At 68.0% G+C, this 14,069-nt stretch carries 15 protein-coding genes; 10 read left to right on the top strand and 5 right to left on the bottom strand.

Annotation, left to right across the window (positions count from 1 at the left end; genetic code table 11):
- Window positions 1-4: 4 nt before the first annotated feature.
- The gene (locus KCG34_RS15105; protein WP_211936471.1) at window positions 5-634 is read right to left on the bottom strand and encodes a TetR/AcrR family transcriptional regulator; all 630 of its coding nucleotides are present in this window, start codon (window positions 632-634) and stop codon (window positions 5-7) included.
- Between the two features lie 672 nt (window positions 635-1,306).
- On the opposite strand from KCG34_RS15105, the gene KCG34_RS15100 reads away from it, so the two are divergent.
- Window positions 1,307-1,867 carry an HNH endonuclease gene (locus tag KCG34_RS15100; RefSeq protein WP_211936470.1) on the top strand — a complete coding sequence of 187 codons (561 nt, stop codon included), beginning with the start codon at window positions 1,307-1,309 and terminating at the stop codon, window positions 1,865-1,867.
- A gap of 182 nt (window positions 1,868-2,049) precedes the next feature.
- Complete coding sequence (locus KCG34_RS15095) at window positions 2,050-3,468, top strand: PAS domain S-box protein (RefSeq protein WP_211936469.1); 1,419 nt, start codon at window positions 2,050-2,052, stop codon at window positions 3,466-3,468.
- Window positions 3,469-3,478: 10 nt separating this feature from the next.
- On the opposite strand, the gene KCG34_RS15090 is transcribed toward KCG34_RS15095, so the two are convergent.
- Window positions 3,479-3,817, bottom strand: coding sequence for a PilZ domain-containing protein (locus KCG34_RS15090; RefSeq protein ID WP_211936468.1), 339 nt, complete (start codon window positions 3,815-3,817; stop codon window positions 3,479-3,481).
- 133 nt (window positions 3,818-3,950) lie between these two features.
- On the bottom strand, window positions 3,951-4,190 hold the full coding sequence (locus KCG34_RS15085) for a DUF2188 domain-containing protein (protein ID WP_211936467.1): 240 nt from the start codon (window positions 4,188-4,190) through the stop codon (window positions 3,951-3,953).
- A gap of 254 nt (window positions 4,191-4,444) precedes the next feature.
- Between KCG34_RS15085 and KCG34_RS15080 the strand changes: the two genes are divergently transcribed.
- The 3 genes from KCG34_RS15080 (at window position 4,445) to KCG34_RS15070 (ending at window position 7,548) form a co-directional block, all read left to right on the top strand.
- Window positions 4,445-5,746 (top strand): Xaa-Pro dipeptidase, encoded by a 1,302-nt coding sequence (locus tag KCG34_RS15080; protein WP_211936466.1) that lies wholly within the window; start codon window positions 4,445-4,447, stop codon window positions 5,744-5,746.
- A 90-nt stretch (window positions 5,747-5,836) separates the two neighbouring features.
- Entirely contained in the window at window positions 5,837-7,186 is a 1,350-nt protein-coding gene (locus KCG34_RS15075) for a PQQ-dependent sugar dehydrogenase (protein ID WP_211936465.1), read from the top strand.
- A complete protein-coding gene (locus KCG34_RS15070; protein ID WP_249138035.1) occupies window positions 7,183-7,548 on the top strand; it encodes a c-type cytochrome in 366 nt (121 codons plus the stop codon). Before KCG34_RS15075 ends, KCG34_RS15070 begins: the two co-directional genes overlap by 4 nt.
- A gap of 3 nt (window positions 7,549-7,551) precedes the next feature.
- Here the strand turns inward: KCG34_RS15070 and KCG34_RS15065 are convergent, their stop codons facing one another.
- Entirely contained in the window at window positions 7,552-8,781 is a 1,230-nt protein-coding gene (locus KCG34_RS15065) for an alkaline phosphatase family protein (protein WP_211936464.1), read from the bottom strand.
- A 119-nt stretch (window positions 8,782-8,900) separates the two neighbouring features.
- Here KCG34_RS15065 and KCG34_RS15060 point away from each other — a divergent pair, with 119 nt between their 5' ends.
- Genes KCG34_RS15060 through KCG34_RS15040 form a run of 5 tightly spaced genes read left to right on the top strand, consistent with a single transcriptional unit; the run spans window position 8,901 to window position 12,046 of the window.
- Window positions 8,901-9,713 (top strand): peptidylprolyl isomerase, encoded by an 813-nt coding sequence (locus tag KCG34_RS15060; RefSeq protein WP_211936463.1) that lies wholly within the window; start codon window positions 8,901-8,903, stop codon window positions 9,711-9,713.
- Window positions 9,710-10,144: a GNAT family N-acetyltransferase gene (locus KCG34_RS15055; RefSeq protein WP_249138034.1), complete on the top strand. Its 435-nt coding sequence runs from the start codon at window positions 9,710-9,712 to the stop codon at window positions 10,142-10,144. Before KCG34_RS15060 ends, KCG34_RS15055 begins: the two co-directional genes overlap by 4 nt.
- Window positions 10,145-10,184: 40 nt before the next feature.
- Window positions 10,185-10,607, top strand: a complete 423-nt coding sequence (locus KCG34_RS15050) for a GFA family protein (RefSeq protein ID WP_211936462.1) — start codon at window positions 10,185-10,187, stop codon at window positions 10,605-10,607.
- Between the two features lie 52 nt (window positions 10,608-10,659).
- Entirely contained in the window at window positions 10,660-11,082 is a 423-nt protein-coding gene (locus tag KCG34_RS15045) for a secondary thiamine-phosphate synthase enzyme YjbQ (RefSeq protein WP_211936461.1), read from the top strand.
- A gap of 46 nt (window positions 11,083-11,128) precedes the next feature.
- Complete coding sequence (locus KCG34_RS15040) at window positions 11,129-12,046, top strand: NAD-dependent epimerase/dehydratase family protein (RefSeq protein WP_211936460.1); 918 nt, start codon at window positions 11,129-11,131, stop codon at window positions 12,044-12,046.
- Here KCG34_RS15040 and mdoH read toward each other — a convergent pair.
- Window positions 12,043-13,998 (bottom strand): glucans biosynthesis glucosyltransferase MdoH, encoded by a 1,956-nt coding sequence (mdoH, locus tag KCG34_RS15035; protein WP_211936459.1) that lies wholly within the window; start codon window positions 13,996-13,998, stop codon window positions 12,043-12,045. The genes KCG34_RS15040 and mdoH overlap by 4 nt on opposite strands.
- Between the last annotated feature and the right edge of the window lie 71 nt (window positions 13,999-14,069).

The raw sequence follows: 14,069 nt of genomic DNA, 5'->3' as shown, positions 1-14,069 counted from the left end.
TGGGTCAGGCTTTCTTGGTCCGGCTCAGCACGCCGAAATGGTCCAGCACGCCCTCCAGGAAGGCGCGCTCACCGCCCATCATCTCTTTCAGCGGATTGAACTTGTGGAACTTGCACATCTCGGCCAGGCCATGCACCGCGCACCAGGAGGCGATGCAGGTCAGCTCCAGGTCCAGCTCGCTCAACTGGCCGCCGGACGCTTCGTTGATGGTGTCCTTGACCAGTTTGTAGCCGCCCATGGCGTCGTTTTCGTGCGTGTCCTCCGGCAGGGCCTCGCCATTGCGGGCGCAGTCGTACATCACGCGATAGAGCGCGGGATTGGCCTGGGCGAATTCCACATAGGCCACGCCGATCGCCAGCCGCCGCTCCTCGGCCGGCTCATCCTTGATCGCCATGGCCATGGCGTCGTGCAGCTGGGAGAAGCCCTCCATAGCCACGGCGTTGAGCAGTTCGTTCTTGTCCTTGAAGTGGTGGTAGGGCGCCGCCGGGCTGACCCCCGCCTCGCGCGCCACCGCGCGCAGAGACAGGGCGCTGGGACCCTCACGCTCCAGAACCGCCTCGGCGGCGAGCAGCAGGGCGCGGCGCAGATCGCCATGATGATAGGGTTTGGATTCGGCCAAGGCCACGGTCGTCATGTTTCCACCCTTAAATCCTGAACCTTTCTAACTTTTAATATGAACGGTGTAAAGATAGAACTTGACACCGTTTAGATATGCACTATTTAAGCGGCGTTCAGATCGAACAGCGTCCTTCTCCCCAAGGTCCTGCGACAATCCGAACCGCCGCTGGCTCCCCCCGGCGACGCCTGAAATCGAACTGACCCTCTCTCGCAAAAGGACTACCCAAATGTCTCTCGCTCGCTTTGAAACGACTCTCGACCGCGTTGGCGGCGTTTTCCTCCTCGCCCTCGGCCTGGTCACGGCCGGCGCCCTTGCCCTGGTCGGCGCCTGAGCCCTGTTCCCGATCCGATGATGGATCCGAATGACTAGGGAGGGGCGTCTCCCCACGCTCCTCCCGGTTTTTCTCTCAGAGGATCTGCTCCCCTCAAGCGATCCTCCCGGGGCCTTAGGTCCCGATCAAGTTTTTTTAGCCTACCCCCCGCTTCTGGCCATATGGTGGCCAAACGATCACATTCCTGACATGGAGCTGTCGCCGCTTTTCCCCTATGGTGAGAATGCTCGCGAATCGATCGGTCGATTCTGACGGTGAAGCGGGCGCCGCGGTCAGGAAGGAGCTCGTCTTCAGTCCATTCGCGTTGACATCAGCGGCTCGTACAGCCGCCGGACCAGCCCGGTGGGAGGTTTCCCATGCAGGTGCTTAAGCGTCCGCCGTCGGGATGGCCGGCTCTCGTGCTCAATGCGGACTTCCGGCCGCTTTCCTACTATCCTCTGTCCCTGTGGCCTTGGCAGGAAGTGATCAAGGCGGTGTTTCTCGACCGGGTCGACGTGGTCTCGACCTACGACCAGACGGTCCACTCCCCCTCCTTCGAGATGAAGCTGCCCAGCGTGGTGTCGCTGAAGCAGTACGTGGCCCAGGATCGGCCGCCGGCCTTCACCCGCTTCAACCTGTTCCTGCGCGACGCCTTCGCCTGCCAGTACTGCGGTTCCGGCGACGACCTGACCTTCGACCATGTCATCCCCCGCTCCCGCGGCGGTCGCACGACCTGGGAGAACATCGTCACCGCCTGCGCCCCCTGCAACCTGACCAAGGGCGGCCGCACCCCGCGCGAAGCGGGCATGCACCCGCACCATCACCCCCGCCGCCCCAACATGTACGAACTGCAGGAACACGGCCGGCGCTTCCCGCCCAACCACCTGCACGAAAGCTGGCTCGACTACCTCTATTGGGACATCGAGCTGGAGGCGTGACCGCTGCAGCCTGCCCGGAAACGGGACCGCCAGGCTACGGCGCCGCCGATAAAACCTCGCCGAACCCGATCCGAGCGGCCTGTGCGGCCTCGGGCGCCGGCTTGGCGGTAAAGTCAGACTCAACCTTGAAGCGCGCCGAGTTCCCCTTATAGTCGATTCAGATCGAGGAGGGCGTTCGATCCATGACCACTGCCCCTCGCCGTCGGCAGAGCGGGTCTAAGGATGTCGCGGACATCAAGCGGCGGCTGGAGGGTATTGTCGCCTCGGCCATGGACGCCATCGTCACGGTCGACCACAACCAGGCGATCGTGCTTTTCAACCCGGCGGCCGAGCGCATGTTCGGGGTCGAGGCCGACAGGGCGCTGGGCGAGCACATTTCGCGCTTCATCCCCGAGCGGTTTCGCGCCGCCCACGAGCAGCACATCGCCCGCTTCACCCGCACCGGCGCCACCAACCGGGCGATGGGGTCGCTGGGCGCCATCAGCGGCCTGAGGGCCAACGGCGAGGAGTTTCCGATCGAGGCCTCGATCTCCCAGGTCGAGATCGGCGGTGATCGTCTGGCGACGGTGATCCTGCGTGACATCACCGAGCGCAAGGCTGTGGAGGAGGCGCGCAATCTCCTGGCGCGGGAGGTCGATCACCGGGCCAAGAACGCCCTGGCGGTGGTCCAGGCGGTCGTGTCCCTGACCCGTGCGGCCTCGACGGAGAGCTTCATCGAGGCGGTGATGGGCCGAGTCTCGTCCCTCGGCCGCTCGCACGTGCTGCTGGCCCGCAACCGGTGGGAAGGCGCCGAGCTGGGCCAGCTGGTGGCGGACGAATGCGCCGCCTATCAACGGCCCGGGCATGTGCGTATCGACTGCCCGACGATCATGCTGACGCCGGACTCGGTGCAGCCGGTGGGGTTGCTGGTCCACGAACTGGCCACCAATGCGGTGAAGTACGGCGCGCTGTCGACCGAGAGAGGACGGGTGGATGTGGCGGCGCGCCTCTATCTCGGCAAGGGCGTCGAATTGACCTGGCAGGAGACCGGCGGGCCGCCTGTGACGCCGCCTACGGTGCGTGGGTTCGGCTCGACCCTGATCAACGAGGTGGTCACGCGACAGCTCGGCGGGGCGCTGGATATCTTATGGGATAAGGGCGGGCTGAGGTTGACGGCCGTCCTGCCCGAGACCGCCTGCCGTATCGACGCCCATCCGCCGCGCGAATCCGCCACGGCCAGCCCGATTAGCCAGACTGCGGCGAGCGAGGGCGAGCGCCTGCTGATCGTCGAGGACGAGAGCCTGGTGGCGATGGAGATCGCCGAACAGATGCGTCGTCGCGGCTGGACCGTGGTCGGCCCGGCCCTATCGGTCGACGAGGCCTTCCACCTGATCGCCGAAAGCGCCCTGCCCGACGTGGCCATGCTCGACGTCCACCTGCGCGGCCACACCGTCTATCCGTTGGCGGATCTGCTGCAGCGCGGGGGCGTGCCGTTCCTGTTCTGCACCGGCTACGAGCGGCTGGACAATCCTGAGCGCTATGCCGCCTCGCCGATCGTGCGCAAGCCGGTGAACATGGACCAGCTCGCCACTGAGTTGCAGCGCATCCGCGCGGCCGGATAGTCGGCGGCCTCTATCGTGCGGCGACTTCCCGCCAGACCCGGCGAACGGCGACCAGGTCGGGATCGGTGTTGCGGGTCAGGTCGTGCTCGCTCTCGAAGCGCACGCCCACCTCGTCGCCGCGACGCCAGCAGACCGTGGCGCGATAGGCGCAGCCCTTCTTGACCATGATCAGCCACAGCTCGCGCGGCAGATTGGCGGCCAGGGTCGTGTGCAGCTTGGCGCCCCGCTCGGACAAGTTCCTGACGGCGCAGTCGGCCGTCAGGTCATGCGTTCCAAACACCAGCTTGCCGCTGAGGAGCGTGCGAAGCCGCGGCTCGCTGCGGCGCGGGTCAGCCCCGTCCGTCGGCATGAGCAATACGGCTTCCGGCCTGTCCATGCTTGGGAAAATGCACGCAACAGGCTTTCCCGGGTCTTAAATTGGCGGCGCGCGGCATTGTGTCACGCGTCACGGATCGGGTTGTCCGGCGGCCCCCAGAACCGCCTCAGAAGGCCTCCGCCATGGTCCTGAACTGGGGCGGGCAGAGGAAACGGCCGGCCAGGGAGCCGTCGCGCAGATAGATGTGTATCTCGGCAGGTTCGCCCTTCTGCGCGAGGTTGCCGCCCAGTTCGCGGGCCGCCGCCTCGGCCTTGGCGCCGCTCTTGAAAAGCATGGCGTTGCCGGCGATGTCGTGTTGCACGGTCCATCCGCCCGTGATGGGCGCAACGGTAATCACCTGAACCATGGGGTCCTCCGGGTCGATCTTTTGGGGTCGGTCTGGGTCGGTGGTTAGGTGGTGGCTTTATAGCTCAAAGGTCACACCTGGGGCGCCCGCGAATCGCGCAAGACACGTATGGCGCGCATCAGAAACGCGTGAACGGCGAATTGGTCGCAAAGGCTGTTGGTGTGATCACGGCGCCCTTGCCTTGGGCCTCGAACCTGTGCAGCGGTGCTGTCACGTGCGGCGCAGCGGTGCGCCTGGGAGTGGTGAGGAAGCAGATGAAGGGTTTGAAGAACGCGGCCTTGGCCAGCGTGGCGGTGATGGCGCTGGCCACGGCGGCGAGGGCCGAGACGATCTACCTGACGGCGGCCAAGATGGTCGATCCCGCCTCGGGGTCTGTGATCTCCAGCCCCGCCGTGCTGATCAAGGACGAGCATATCGTCCAGGTTGGAACAGCGGCCAGCCTCGCGGCGCCGGCGGATGCGCGGCGGATCGATCTGGGGGCTGAGACGATCCTGCCCGGCTTCATCGACATGCATACCCACATCACCTCGCGCCCGGACAGCGAAGGCTATCAGGGCCTCGGCGTCAGCGTGCCCTCGCAGGCGATCAGCGGCGTGGCCCAGGCCTGGAAGAGCTTGCAGGCCGGCTTCACCACCCTGCGCAATGTGGGCGCCGACGGCTTTGCCGACGTGGCCCTGCGTGATTCCATCAATTCCGGAGAGACTGCCGGCCCGCGCCTGTTCGTCTCCGGCCCCCTGATCGGGGCCACCGGCGGCCACTGCGACGAGAACCTTCTGCCCTACGCCTATCACGACGTGGGCGAGGGCGTGGCCGACGGACCGGGCGCGGTGCGCCACAAGGTGCGCGAGAACCACAAGTACGGCGCCGACCTGATCAAGCTCTGCGCCACCGGCGGGGTCCTGTCCAAGGGCGACAGCGTCGGCGCCCAGCAGATGACCTATGAGGAGATGAAGGCGGCGGTGGACGAGGCCCACATGCTGGGCATGAAGGTCGCAGCCCACGCCCACGGGACCAGCGGCATCAAGGACGCCATCCGCGCCGGGGTCGACACCATCGAGCACGCCAGCCTGGCCGACGACGAAGCCATGGCCCTGGCCAAGGCCAAGGGCGCGGCCTTCGACATGGACATCTACAACGACGACTTCATCCTCGCCGAAGGGGCCAAGATGGGCATGCTGCCCGAGAACCTGGCCAAGGAGCGGGCGATCGGCAAGCTGCAGCGCGAGACCTTTCGCCGGGCGGTCAAGGCCGGGGTGATCATGACCTTCGGCACCGACGCCGGGGTCTACCCCCACGGCGACAACGGCAAGCAGTTCGCCAAGATGGTCGAGTGGGGCATGACCCCGATGCAGGCGGTGCAGGCCGCCACCACCACCGCCGCCAAGGAACTCGGCCCGCTGGGCGCGGACCTCGGCGCCATCGCACCGGGCAAATACGCCGACATCGTCGCCGTCGATGGCGATCCCATGGCCGACGTCAGCCAGCTGGAGCACGTCAAGTTCGTGATGAAGGCCGGGGTGGTCTATCGCCAGGGCGGGCAGCCGGCGCCGCGATAGGGACCAGCCGGCGATCGCCTGGAAATCTGCTGCTCCGCCCACCAAGTCAGGCGATAAGGTGAGGCGGAGCGGCGAGCGACAGAGGACGACATGATCAAGCGTTGGATGACCACGACGGGGCTGGCGGCCCTGGCGGCGGCGGGCTTGGCCCACGCCCAGACCCGCACCGGCGCCGCGGCCTATGGCGACTGGACCACCGATGCCCCGGGCGTGGTGCGGAAAATCACGCCCGCCGATCTCAATCCCCCGTCCAAGGCGATCGCCGCCGCCGTCGCCAGCCTGAAGCCCAGGCCGGCCGACGCCGCGCTGAAGACTCCGGCGGGCTTCACCGTCAGCCAGTTCGCCACCCTGTCAGGCCCGCGCACCATCCGGATCGCGCCCAATGGCGATATCTTTGTCGCCGAGACCCAAGGCGGCCGCATCCACGTGTTCCGCGCCAAGGACGGCGCCGCCAAGCCCGACCAGAGCGAGACCTTCGCCGAGGGCCTGGACCGGCCGTTCGGCGTCGCCTTCTACCCGCCCGGCCCGCATCCCAAGTGGGTCTATGTGGCCAACACCAATTCGGTGGTCCGGTTCGCCTATCACGACGGCGACCTGAAGGCCTCGGGCGCGCCGGAGACCATCGTCCCCAAGCTGACCGCCGGCAGCCAGTACCATTTCACCCGCGACGTCGCCTTCTCGCCCGACGGCAAGCGCATGCTGGTCTCGATCGGCTCTGGCTCGAACATCGCCGAGCAGGTGACCAAGAAGACGCCCGAAGAGGCGCTGGCCTGGCAGAAGGACCATGCGCTGGGCGTGATGTGGGGCCAGGAGGAGGACCGGGCCGCGGTGCTGTCCTTCGACCCTGAGGGCAAGGACCGCAAGGTGTTCGCCGCCGGCATCCGCAATTGCGTGGGCCTGGCGATCCATCCCAGGACCCACGACGTCTGGTGCGCCACCAACGAGCGCGACCTGCTGGGCGACGACACCCCGCCGGACTATGCCACGCGGGTGCGAGAGGGCGGGTTCTACGGCTGGCCCTGGTACTATATCGGCGCCCACGAGGACCCGCGGCTGAAGGGCCAGAGGCCCGACCTGGCCGACAGGGTGACGACGCCGGACGTGCTTTTCCAGCCGCACTCCGCGCCGCTGGAGCTGACCTTCTACACGGCCAAGGGCGGTCCGGCGGCCTTTCCGGCCGAGTACCAGGGAGACGCCTTCGTGGCCCTGCACGGATCGTGGAATCGGGCGGTCCGCACCGGCTACAAGGTGGTGCGGGTCAAGCTGAAGGACGGGGTCCCGACCGGGGAGTACGAGGACTTCCTGACCGGCTTCGTCATCGACGCCAAGAGCGTCTGGGGCCGACCGGTGGGCGTGGCGGTGGCGCATGACGGCGCCCTTCTGGTCAGCGATGACGGCGGCGGCGGGATCTGGCGGGTGGCGCACGGGGCCGGCCAGTGAGGCGGGTCCTGGCGATTGCGACAGCAGCCCTCGGCATCGCCGGCGCGGCGCACGGCCAGGGCGCCGACATCGCCAAGGGGGAAGCCGCCTATCAGTCGCGCTGCGTCATGTGCCATTCGCTGGATGGCCCGGGCCAGGGGCCGGATCTGCACGGGGTCGTCGGCCGCAAGGCCGGGACGGCGGCGGACTTCAACTATTCCGACGCCATGACCGCCTCGGGCCTGACCTGGACGCCGGACCAGCTCGACAAATTCCTCACCGACCCGACCAAGATAGTCTCGGGCTCGCCCATGCAGGCCCAGGTCCCGGACGCCCAGGAGCGCCGCGACCTGATCGCCTATCTGGCCTCGCTGAAGAAGTAGCGCCTACTTCAGCGCACCCTCGACCTCGGCCAGCCGACCGTCATTGGGCTCCGGCTTGAGCGCCAGCAGCTTCGTCATCATCGGATAGACGTCGACATTTTCGAACAGCGGCAGGTTGGCGCCTGACCTGAAGCCTGGGCCATGGGCGAGGAAGATCGCCCACATGTCCGGGTCGTTGGGGTCATAGCCGTGGTCGCCCTTCAGCCCGCCATAGAGCTTCTCGCCCCCCGGCGTCACCACCAGCCAGCCGAGGTCGGGCAGGCAGAAGATCGGTGGGACCCGCGGGCCGTCGCGATAGTGCAGGTGGGCGGGAATCTCGGCCCGTCGCCAGCAGGACAGGTGCGGATGGCGGCCCAGAAGCGCCTTCTCCACCTCCGCCTCGTGGCCGGCCAGGGGCGTGACGCCGAGGTCGGAGCCGAAGGTGGCTACATCCACCAGCTTCGAGTCCACCAGGGCCGCCAGCTTGAAGGTGCGGGCCGGGCTGACCTCGGTCATGCCGTGGTCGGAAACGATGATGATGTTGACCTTGTCGTAGAGGCCGCGGGCCTTCAGCCCCTGGGCCAGCCGGCCGATCGCCCCGTCGACCTGCTTGATGGCCATGTTAGTCGGCGGCGCGTCGGGTCCGAAAATGTGGCCGATGGCGTCGGTGGGATCGAGGTGCAGGCGGATGAAGTCCGGCCTTTGGGCCAGGGGCAGGTCCAGCCAGGCCAGCACCTTGTCCACCTGGTCGGCGACGTGGGCGCTGGGATTGCGCGGCTCGAGATAGGTCGGGACCTGGCCCTTGATGACCACCCAGTCATGCGGCCAGCCGTCGGAGGCGGTCCTCAGCCCCGCGCGCTGGGCGGTGATCCAGATCGGCGTCGCGCCGCCCCACCAGCGCGGGTCGGCGTTGTCCCTGCCGTCCTCGACCCCGCCGAACCAAAGGCCGGGCAGGGCGGGGTCCTTCATCATGTTGTCCACGACCCCGTGATGGGCGGGGTAGAGGCCGGTCAGGAGGGTATAGTGGTTGGGGTTGGTGACCGAGGGGAAAGCTGGCCGCATGGCCTCGGCCCGCACGCCCTCGGCGCCCAGGGCGGCGAGGTTCGGGGTCTCGCCGCGGTCCAGGTATTCGGCGCGGAAACCGTCCAGGGCGATCAGGATCAGCGGCGCGCGGGCCGCGGCCTGGGCGGCGCCGGCGAGGCCGGAAAAGCCCAGGGCCAGAGCCAGGGCGAGCGCGCGGACGATTCGGTTCAAGTCTTCCCCCCAGTTCCGGTTGTTTAACGGCACGATGCGCGCGGGACGAACGGGAGTCCACCCGCGACAGAACGGCGTCGCGCCGGCTATGAAGGCTGATGACACTGGAGGGGGGAACCATGCGGCGATGGGCCATGCAGGCCGGGCTCTGCCTGGCGCTATGCGCCGGCGCGGCGAGCGCAGCGCCGGCGCCGACCTGGCGTGGGCTAGATCCGGACAACACCCTGGTGATCGACACCAGCCAGGGCAGGATCGTGGTCGAGATGCGCCCCGAGTTCGCCCCGCAGTCGGTGGCCCGGGTCAAGCTCCTGGCGCGCGAGGGAGTCTATGACGGCCTGCTGTTCCACCGGGTGATCGACCGCTTCGTCGACCAGACCGGCAATCCCAACAACCGCGACGGCGGAACCTCCAGCCACCCGAACCTGCCGCCCGAATTCGACTTCCTGCTCAAGCCCGATGCGGCGGACGCGATCGCCTCCCGCGCCAGCGACGGGATCACCGGCTTTGTCGGCGCTACGCCGTTCTCAGCCAGCCAGCTGCCGCGCCCCGACGGAACCTTGCGCGCCGCCGGCGCCTATTGCGCCGGTGTGGTCGGCATGGGGCGCGAGGAAGACCCGGGCACCGGCAACAGCGAAATCTTCTTCATGCGCGAGCCCAGCCGGCGGCTGGACCGCAGCTACAGCGTCTGGGGGCGTGTGGTGCAGGGGCTGGACGTGGTGCGCACCGTGGCGATCGGCGAACCGCCGGCCCATCCCGACCGCATGATCAAGGTCCGCGTCATGGCCGACCTGCCGGCGACGGAGCGTCCCAAACTCGAGGTGATGAACCCGCGCTCGGCGGCCTTCGCCGCCCTGATCCGCAAGGTTCGCGCGGCCAAGGGCGCGGATTTCAGCATCTGCGATATCGACGTTCCCTCCCGGAGCCAGCCGTGACCCAATCCATTCGAGTCTCGGACGCCGTTCCGTCCGTCGAGACCTATCGCCGGCTTCGCACAGCCGCGGGCCTCAGCGACAAGAGCCCCATGGCGGCCGCGCGGGGCCTCGCCGGCAGCCTCTTCGCCGTGCAGCTGTTCATGGGCGACGAAGCGATCGGCATGGGCCGGGTGATCGGCGACGGAGGCTGCTTCTTCCAGGTGGTCGACATCGCCGTGGATCCCCGATTCCAGGGTCGCGGCTACGGCAAGGCGATCATGGTGGAGATCATGGCCTGGCTGGAGGCCGAGGTTCCGCCGACCGGCTATGTCAGCCTGATCGCCGACGGCCCGGCCAAGGACCTCTACGCCCAGTTCGGCTTTCAGCCCACGGCGCCGGCGTCGATCGGCATGGCCTGGCGCCCGCCCGCGATTGGCGCCGGCCAGGCTTAGGCATAACGTCGCTATCTCAACGGGCTGATGGGAGGCCACGATGGCCTATGTCGGGAACTGCTTTTGCGGCGCGGTCGAACTTCAGGCGACGGGCGAGCCGGAGGCGATGGGCTATTGCCATTGCCGCTCGTGCCGATCCTGGTCCGGCGGGCCGGTCAACGCCTTCAGCCTGTGGAAGCCGGAGTCAATCAAGGTGACCAAGGGGGCCGAGCACCTGGCGACATTCCAGAAGACCGACCTCAGCCAGCGGCAGTATTGCGCCAAGTGCGGCGGGCATCTGATGACCAACCACCCGCCGCTGGGCCTGATCGACGTATTCACGGCCACCCTGCCTGGGCTCGACTTCAAGCCGGGGGTGCACGTCAACTATGCCGAGACCGTGCTGCCGATGAAGGACGGCCTGCCCAAGCTGAGGGATTTCCCGGCCGAATTCGGCGGCTCGGGCGAGGCCGTGCCGGAATAGGCGACGGAACATCCGCGCGCCGTGAGGGCTTTGAAGCTGATATGGCTTTCCCATGCCCCACGCCGCAGAGATCATTTCCTTCGACACGCCGGGCCGCGGTCTTTTGGAAATTACGCGCCCCGTCGCCGAGTGGGTCCGCCGCCAGGGCGCGCGAACCGGCCTTCTGACCCTGTTCTGTCGCCACACCTCGGCCTCGCTGCTGATCCAGGAGAACGCTGCACCGGAGGTGCGGGGCGATCTGGAAGCTTTCTTCGAGGCGATCGCGCCCGAAGCGCCCGGCCGCTACGCCCATGACGACGAAGGCCCGGACGACATGCCGGCGCACCTGCGCGCCGCCCTGACAGGCGTGCATCTGGTCGTCCCGCTGATCGATGGACGCCTGGCGCTGGGGACCTGGCAAGGGATCTACCTGTTCGAGCACCGCCGCCGCCCGCATCGGCGCGAAGTGGCCCTGCATCTGGGGTTCGAGCCCTGATCTCCCTATCTTCGCCGTTCCTGCGGCGATTCGGAGTTGTGGCCTCATGCGCATCCTTCTGACCGGCTCCTCCGGCTGGCTGGGCGAAAGCCTGGCGCCGCGACTCGTCGCCTTAGGTCATGAGGTGATCGGCCTCGACCCGGTCCCGTCCGAACGCACGGCGATCGTCGGTTCGGTCGCTGACCGGGCCCTGGTGCGCCAGGCGATCGGGGATCACAAGGTCCAGGCGGTGATCCATTCCGGCGCCGTGCACCAGCCGGACATGGCCCGCCACGGGCGCCAGACCTTCATCGACGTCAATGTCACCGGGACCCTGAACCTCCTGGAAGAGGCAGCCGACCAGGGGGTGGAGCGGTTTGTCTTCACCTCGACCACCTCGCTGATGATCACCCAGGCGATCCGCGAGGGAGCCAGGGGAGGCGCGCGCGAGGCGGTCTGGCTGACCGAGGCGGCGCTTTGCGAGCCGCGCAACATCTATGGCGCGACCAAGCTGGCGGCCGAGAGCCTGTGCCGGGTCGTGAACCTGCAGACCGGCCTGCCGGTGGTGGTGCTGCGCACCAGCCGCTTTTTTCCCGAGGCCGACGACATGGCCCATGCGATCGAGCAGTCCGACGCCAATACCAAGGCCAACGAGTTGCTCTATCGCCGCCTGACCCAGGCGGACGCGGCCGAGGCCCATGTGGCGGCGCTGGACAAGGCGCCCGAGCTCGGCTTTGACATCTTCATCATCTCGGCCCGGCCGCCGTTCTCACCGGACGACGCCGAGGACCTGATCCGCGACGCGCCCGCCGTGGTCGAGCGCTATTTTCCTGGCTATCGCGAGATCTATAACCGCCTGGGCTGGACCATGTTCGCCTCGATCGACCGGGTCTATGACCCGAGCCGCGCGGCCGAGCGCCTGGGGTTCGTGTGCAAGACCGGCTTCGGCGAACTGCTCGCGGAGCTGAAGGCGCGGCAGGATTAGCCGAACATCGGTTCGACCTTGCCGCCGCTGATCAGCCAGGCCGATGCGGCGTCGAAGCTGAAATCCGATGGCCACGCCATCAGGGCGCTGACATGTCGGATCAGGGGCGGCGGCGCGCGCTCCTCGGGGATCAGGAACAGGCCGGCGCGCAGGGCTTTCAGCCCCAGGTCCTGGCGCGAGGTCAGGACCGCGAGCGGAATGGCCGAGAGCAGGCCCAGGATCACGGGCGAGAGCCAGAGGAAGGTCGCCAGCGAGGCCGAAAGGCTGGCCGCCGCAAGCACCAGACCGAACAGGGTGTCGACCCGGTGGCGGCGGGTCGCCTCTCTGAAGGACAATGCGCCCTCCTTGCGGGTCTGGGCCGACCAGCCGGAGTCGCGGCCGAGGAAAATGTCGGCCAGGGCGCGGGTCTGGCTCAGCATCATGATCGGAGCGATCAGGGCCGAAAGTCCGATCTCGGCCAAGAGGCTCATCAGGGCGCGGCGGAGACCACCGAAGGCCACGCGCGTCTCACGGCGGACCATGGCCACGCCGAAGGCCATCAGTTTGGGCGCCAACACCATACCCATGGAGATGGCGAACACGGCTGTGAGCGCGGCCGAGCGATGGTTCAGGTCGGCGGCGGTCGCGTTCGCGGCCTGATAGGCGCCCAGTTTCGGCGCCACGGACAGGATCGCACCAATCACCAGAAGGGCCAGCCACAGGGGCGAAGTCAGATAGGCGCAGAAGCCGCGCACCAGGTGCAGGCGGCTGACCCAGTGCAGGCCGCGCGCCGGCACCACCAGGGCATGCTGGAGGTTGCCCTGGCACCAGCGCCGGTCGCGGGCCATCAGATCGGCCAGGGTCGGCGGTGATTCTTCGTAGGAGCCGCCGAGCTTGGTGGCCATGCGCACCTCCCAGCCGGCGCGGCGCATCAGGGCGGCCTCGACGAAGTCGTGGCTCATGATGTGACCGCCGAAGGGGCGACGGCCGGCCAGATGTGGCAGGCCGGCCTGATCGGCGAAGGCCTTCACCCGAAGGATGGCGTTGTGGCCCCAGTAGTTGCCCTGCGGCCCCGACCACCAGGCGGTCCCGCGCGCCAGCATGGGGCCATAGAGGCGGCTGGCGAACTGCTGCGCCCGGGCGAACAGGCTGGTCAGGTTGACCAGGGTCGGCAGGGTCTGGATCAGGCCCAGGCGGTGGTTGCGCTCCATGGCGCCGGCCAGCCGCACCAGAGTCTCGCCGCTCATCAGGCTGTCGGCGTCCAGCACCACCATCTGCTCGTAGGCCCCACCGAACACCCTGACCCAGTCGGCGATATTGCCGGCCTTGCGGTCGATGTTCTCGGGCCGGTGGCGATAATAGGCCTCGACGCCGGTCCCGCTGCCCTTGAAGCGGCGAAAGGCGGCCTGTTCGGCGACGCGGATCTCGGCCTTGGTGGTGTCGCTCAGCACGAACAGGGCGAAGGCGTGGGCCTGGCCGGTCTCGGCGATCGAGGCGGCGATCGCTCTCAACCGCACGAACACGGACCTGGGGTCTTCGTTATAGACCGGGACCAGCACCGCCGTGCGGCTGGCGAGGGTCGGAACCGGCTCGGCCGGGTCGAGGCAGTCCTCGGCTTCTTCCTCGACGGCGATCAGGCCCACAGCGGCGCTGACGAAGGCGAAGGTCGTCCAGGCGAACAGCAGGGCGAACACGACCAGAAGCGCGAAATCCAGCACGCTCAGCCCGTCGACCCTCAGACCCGAGGCCAGGACAGCCGTCGCGGGCACGGTCATGGCCAGGGTGATCGCCGACAGGGCCGCGACGCGCCAGCCCTGGGCCGTGCCCGGAGCCATGCGCCGGCGCCGGCGCGCCGATTCCCAAAGGGATTGCACGGGCATGTCGATCGGCGCGGCCTCCGGCAGGTCGGCGACGATCGGGTCGCACACGCTGAGGGGGGCGAAGGCCAGGGGCCGTCGGACGGAGGCGTTCATACACAATACTCGCGAGCGTGGAGGGCGAACGGCGGCGAAGCGGCGGGCACGGACGAATTCGCAGCCGCGAG

It is taken from the genome of Phenylobacterium montanum, assembly GCF_018135625.1.
GTDB lineage: Bacteria > Pseudomonadota > Alphaproteobacteria > Caulobacterales > Caulobacteraceae > Poindextera > Poindextera montana.
Note: the sequence above shows the minus strand (reverse complement) of the source record. Positions and strands in the feature narration are given on the sequence as shown.

Coding starts and splice junctions, on each gene's coding strand:
- KCG34_RS15105 (WP_211936471.1), bottom strand. CDS start 634: ATGACGACCGTGGCCTTGGCCGAATCCAAACCCTATCATCATGGCGAT.
- KCG34_RS15100 (WP_211936470.1), top strand. CDS start 1,307: ATGCAGGTGCTTAAGCGTCCGCCGTCGGGATGGCCGGCTCTCGTGCTC.
- KCG34_RS15095 (WP_211936469.1), top strand. CDS start 2,050: ATGACCACTGCCCCTCGCCGTCGGCAGAGCGGGTCTAAGGATGTCGCG.
- KCG34_RS15090 (WP_211936468.1), bottom strand. CDS start 3,817: ATGCCGACGGACGGGGCTGACCCGCGCCGCAGCGAGCCGCGGCTTCGC.
- KCG34_RS15085 (WP_211936467.1), bottom strand. CDS start 4,190: ATGGTTCAGGTGATTACCGTTGCGCCCATCACGGGCGGATGGACCGTG.
- KCG34_RS15080 (WP_211936466.1), top strand. CDS start 4,445: ATGAAGGGTTTGAAGAACGCGGCCTTGGCCAGCGTGGCGGTGATGGCG.
- KCG34_RS15075 (WP_211936465.1), top strand. CDS start 5,837: ATGATCAAGCGTTGGATGACCACGACGGGGCTGGCGGCCCTGGCGGCG.
- KCG34_RS15060 (WP_211936463.1), top strand. CDS start 8,901: ATGCGGCGATGGGCCATGCAGGCCGGGCTCTGCCTGGCGCTATGCGCC.
- KCG34_RS15050 (WP_211936462.1), top strand. CDS start 10,185: ATGGCCTATGTCGGGAACTGCTTTTGCGGCGCGGTCGAACTTCAGGCG.
- KCG34_RS15045 (WP_211936461.1), top strand. CDS start 10,660: ATGCCCCACGCCGCAGAGATCATTTCCTTCGACACGCCGGGCCGCGGT.
- KCG34_RS15040 (WP_211936460.1), top strand. CDS start 11,129: ATGCGCATCCTTCTGACCGGCTCCTCCGGCTGGCTGGGCGAAAGCCTG.
- mdoH (WP_211936459.1), bottom strand. CDS start 13,998: ATGAACGCCTCCGTCCGACGGCCCCTGGCCTTCGCCCCCCTCAGCGTG.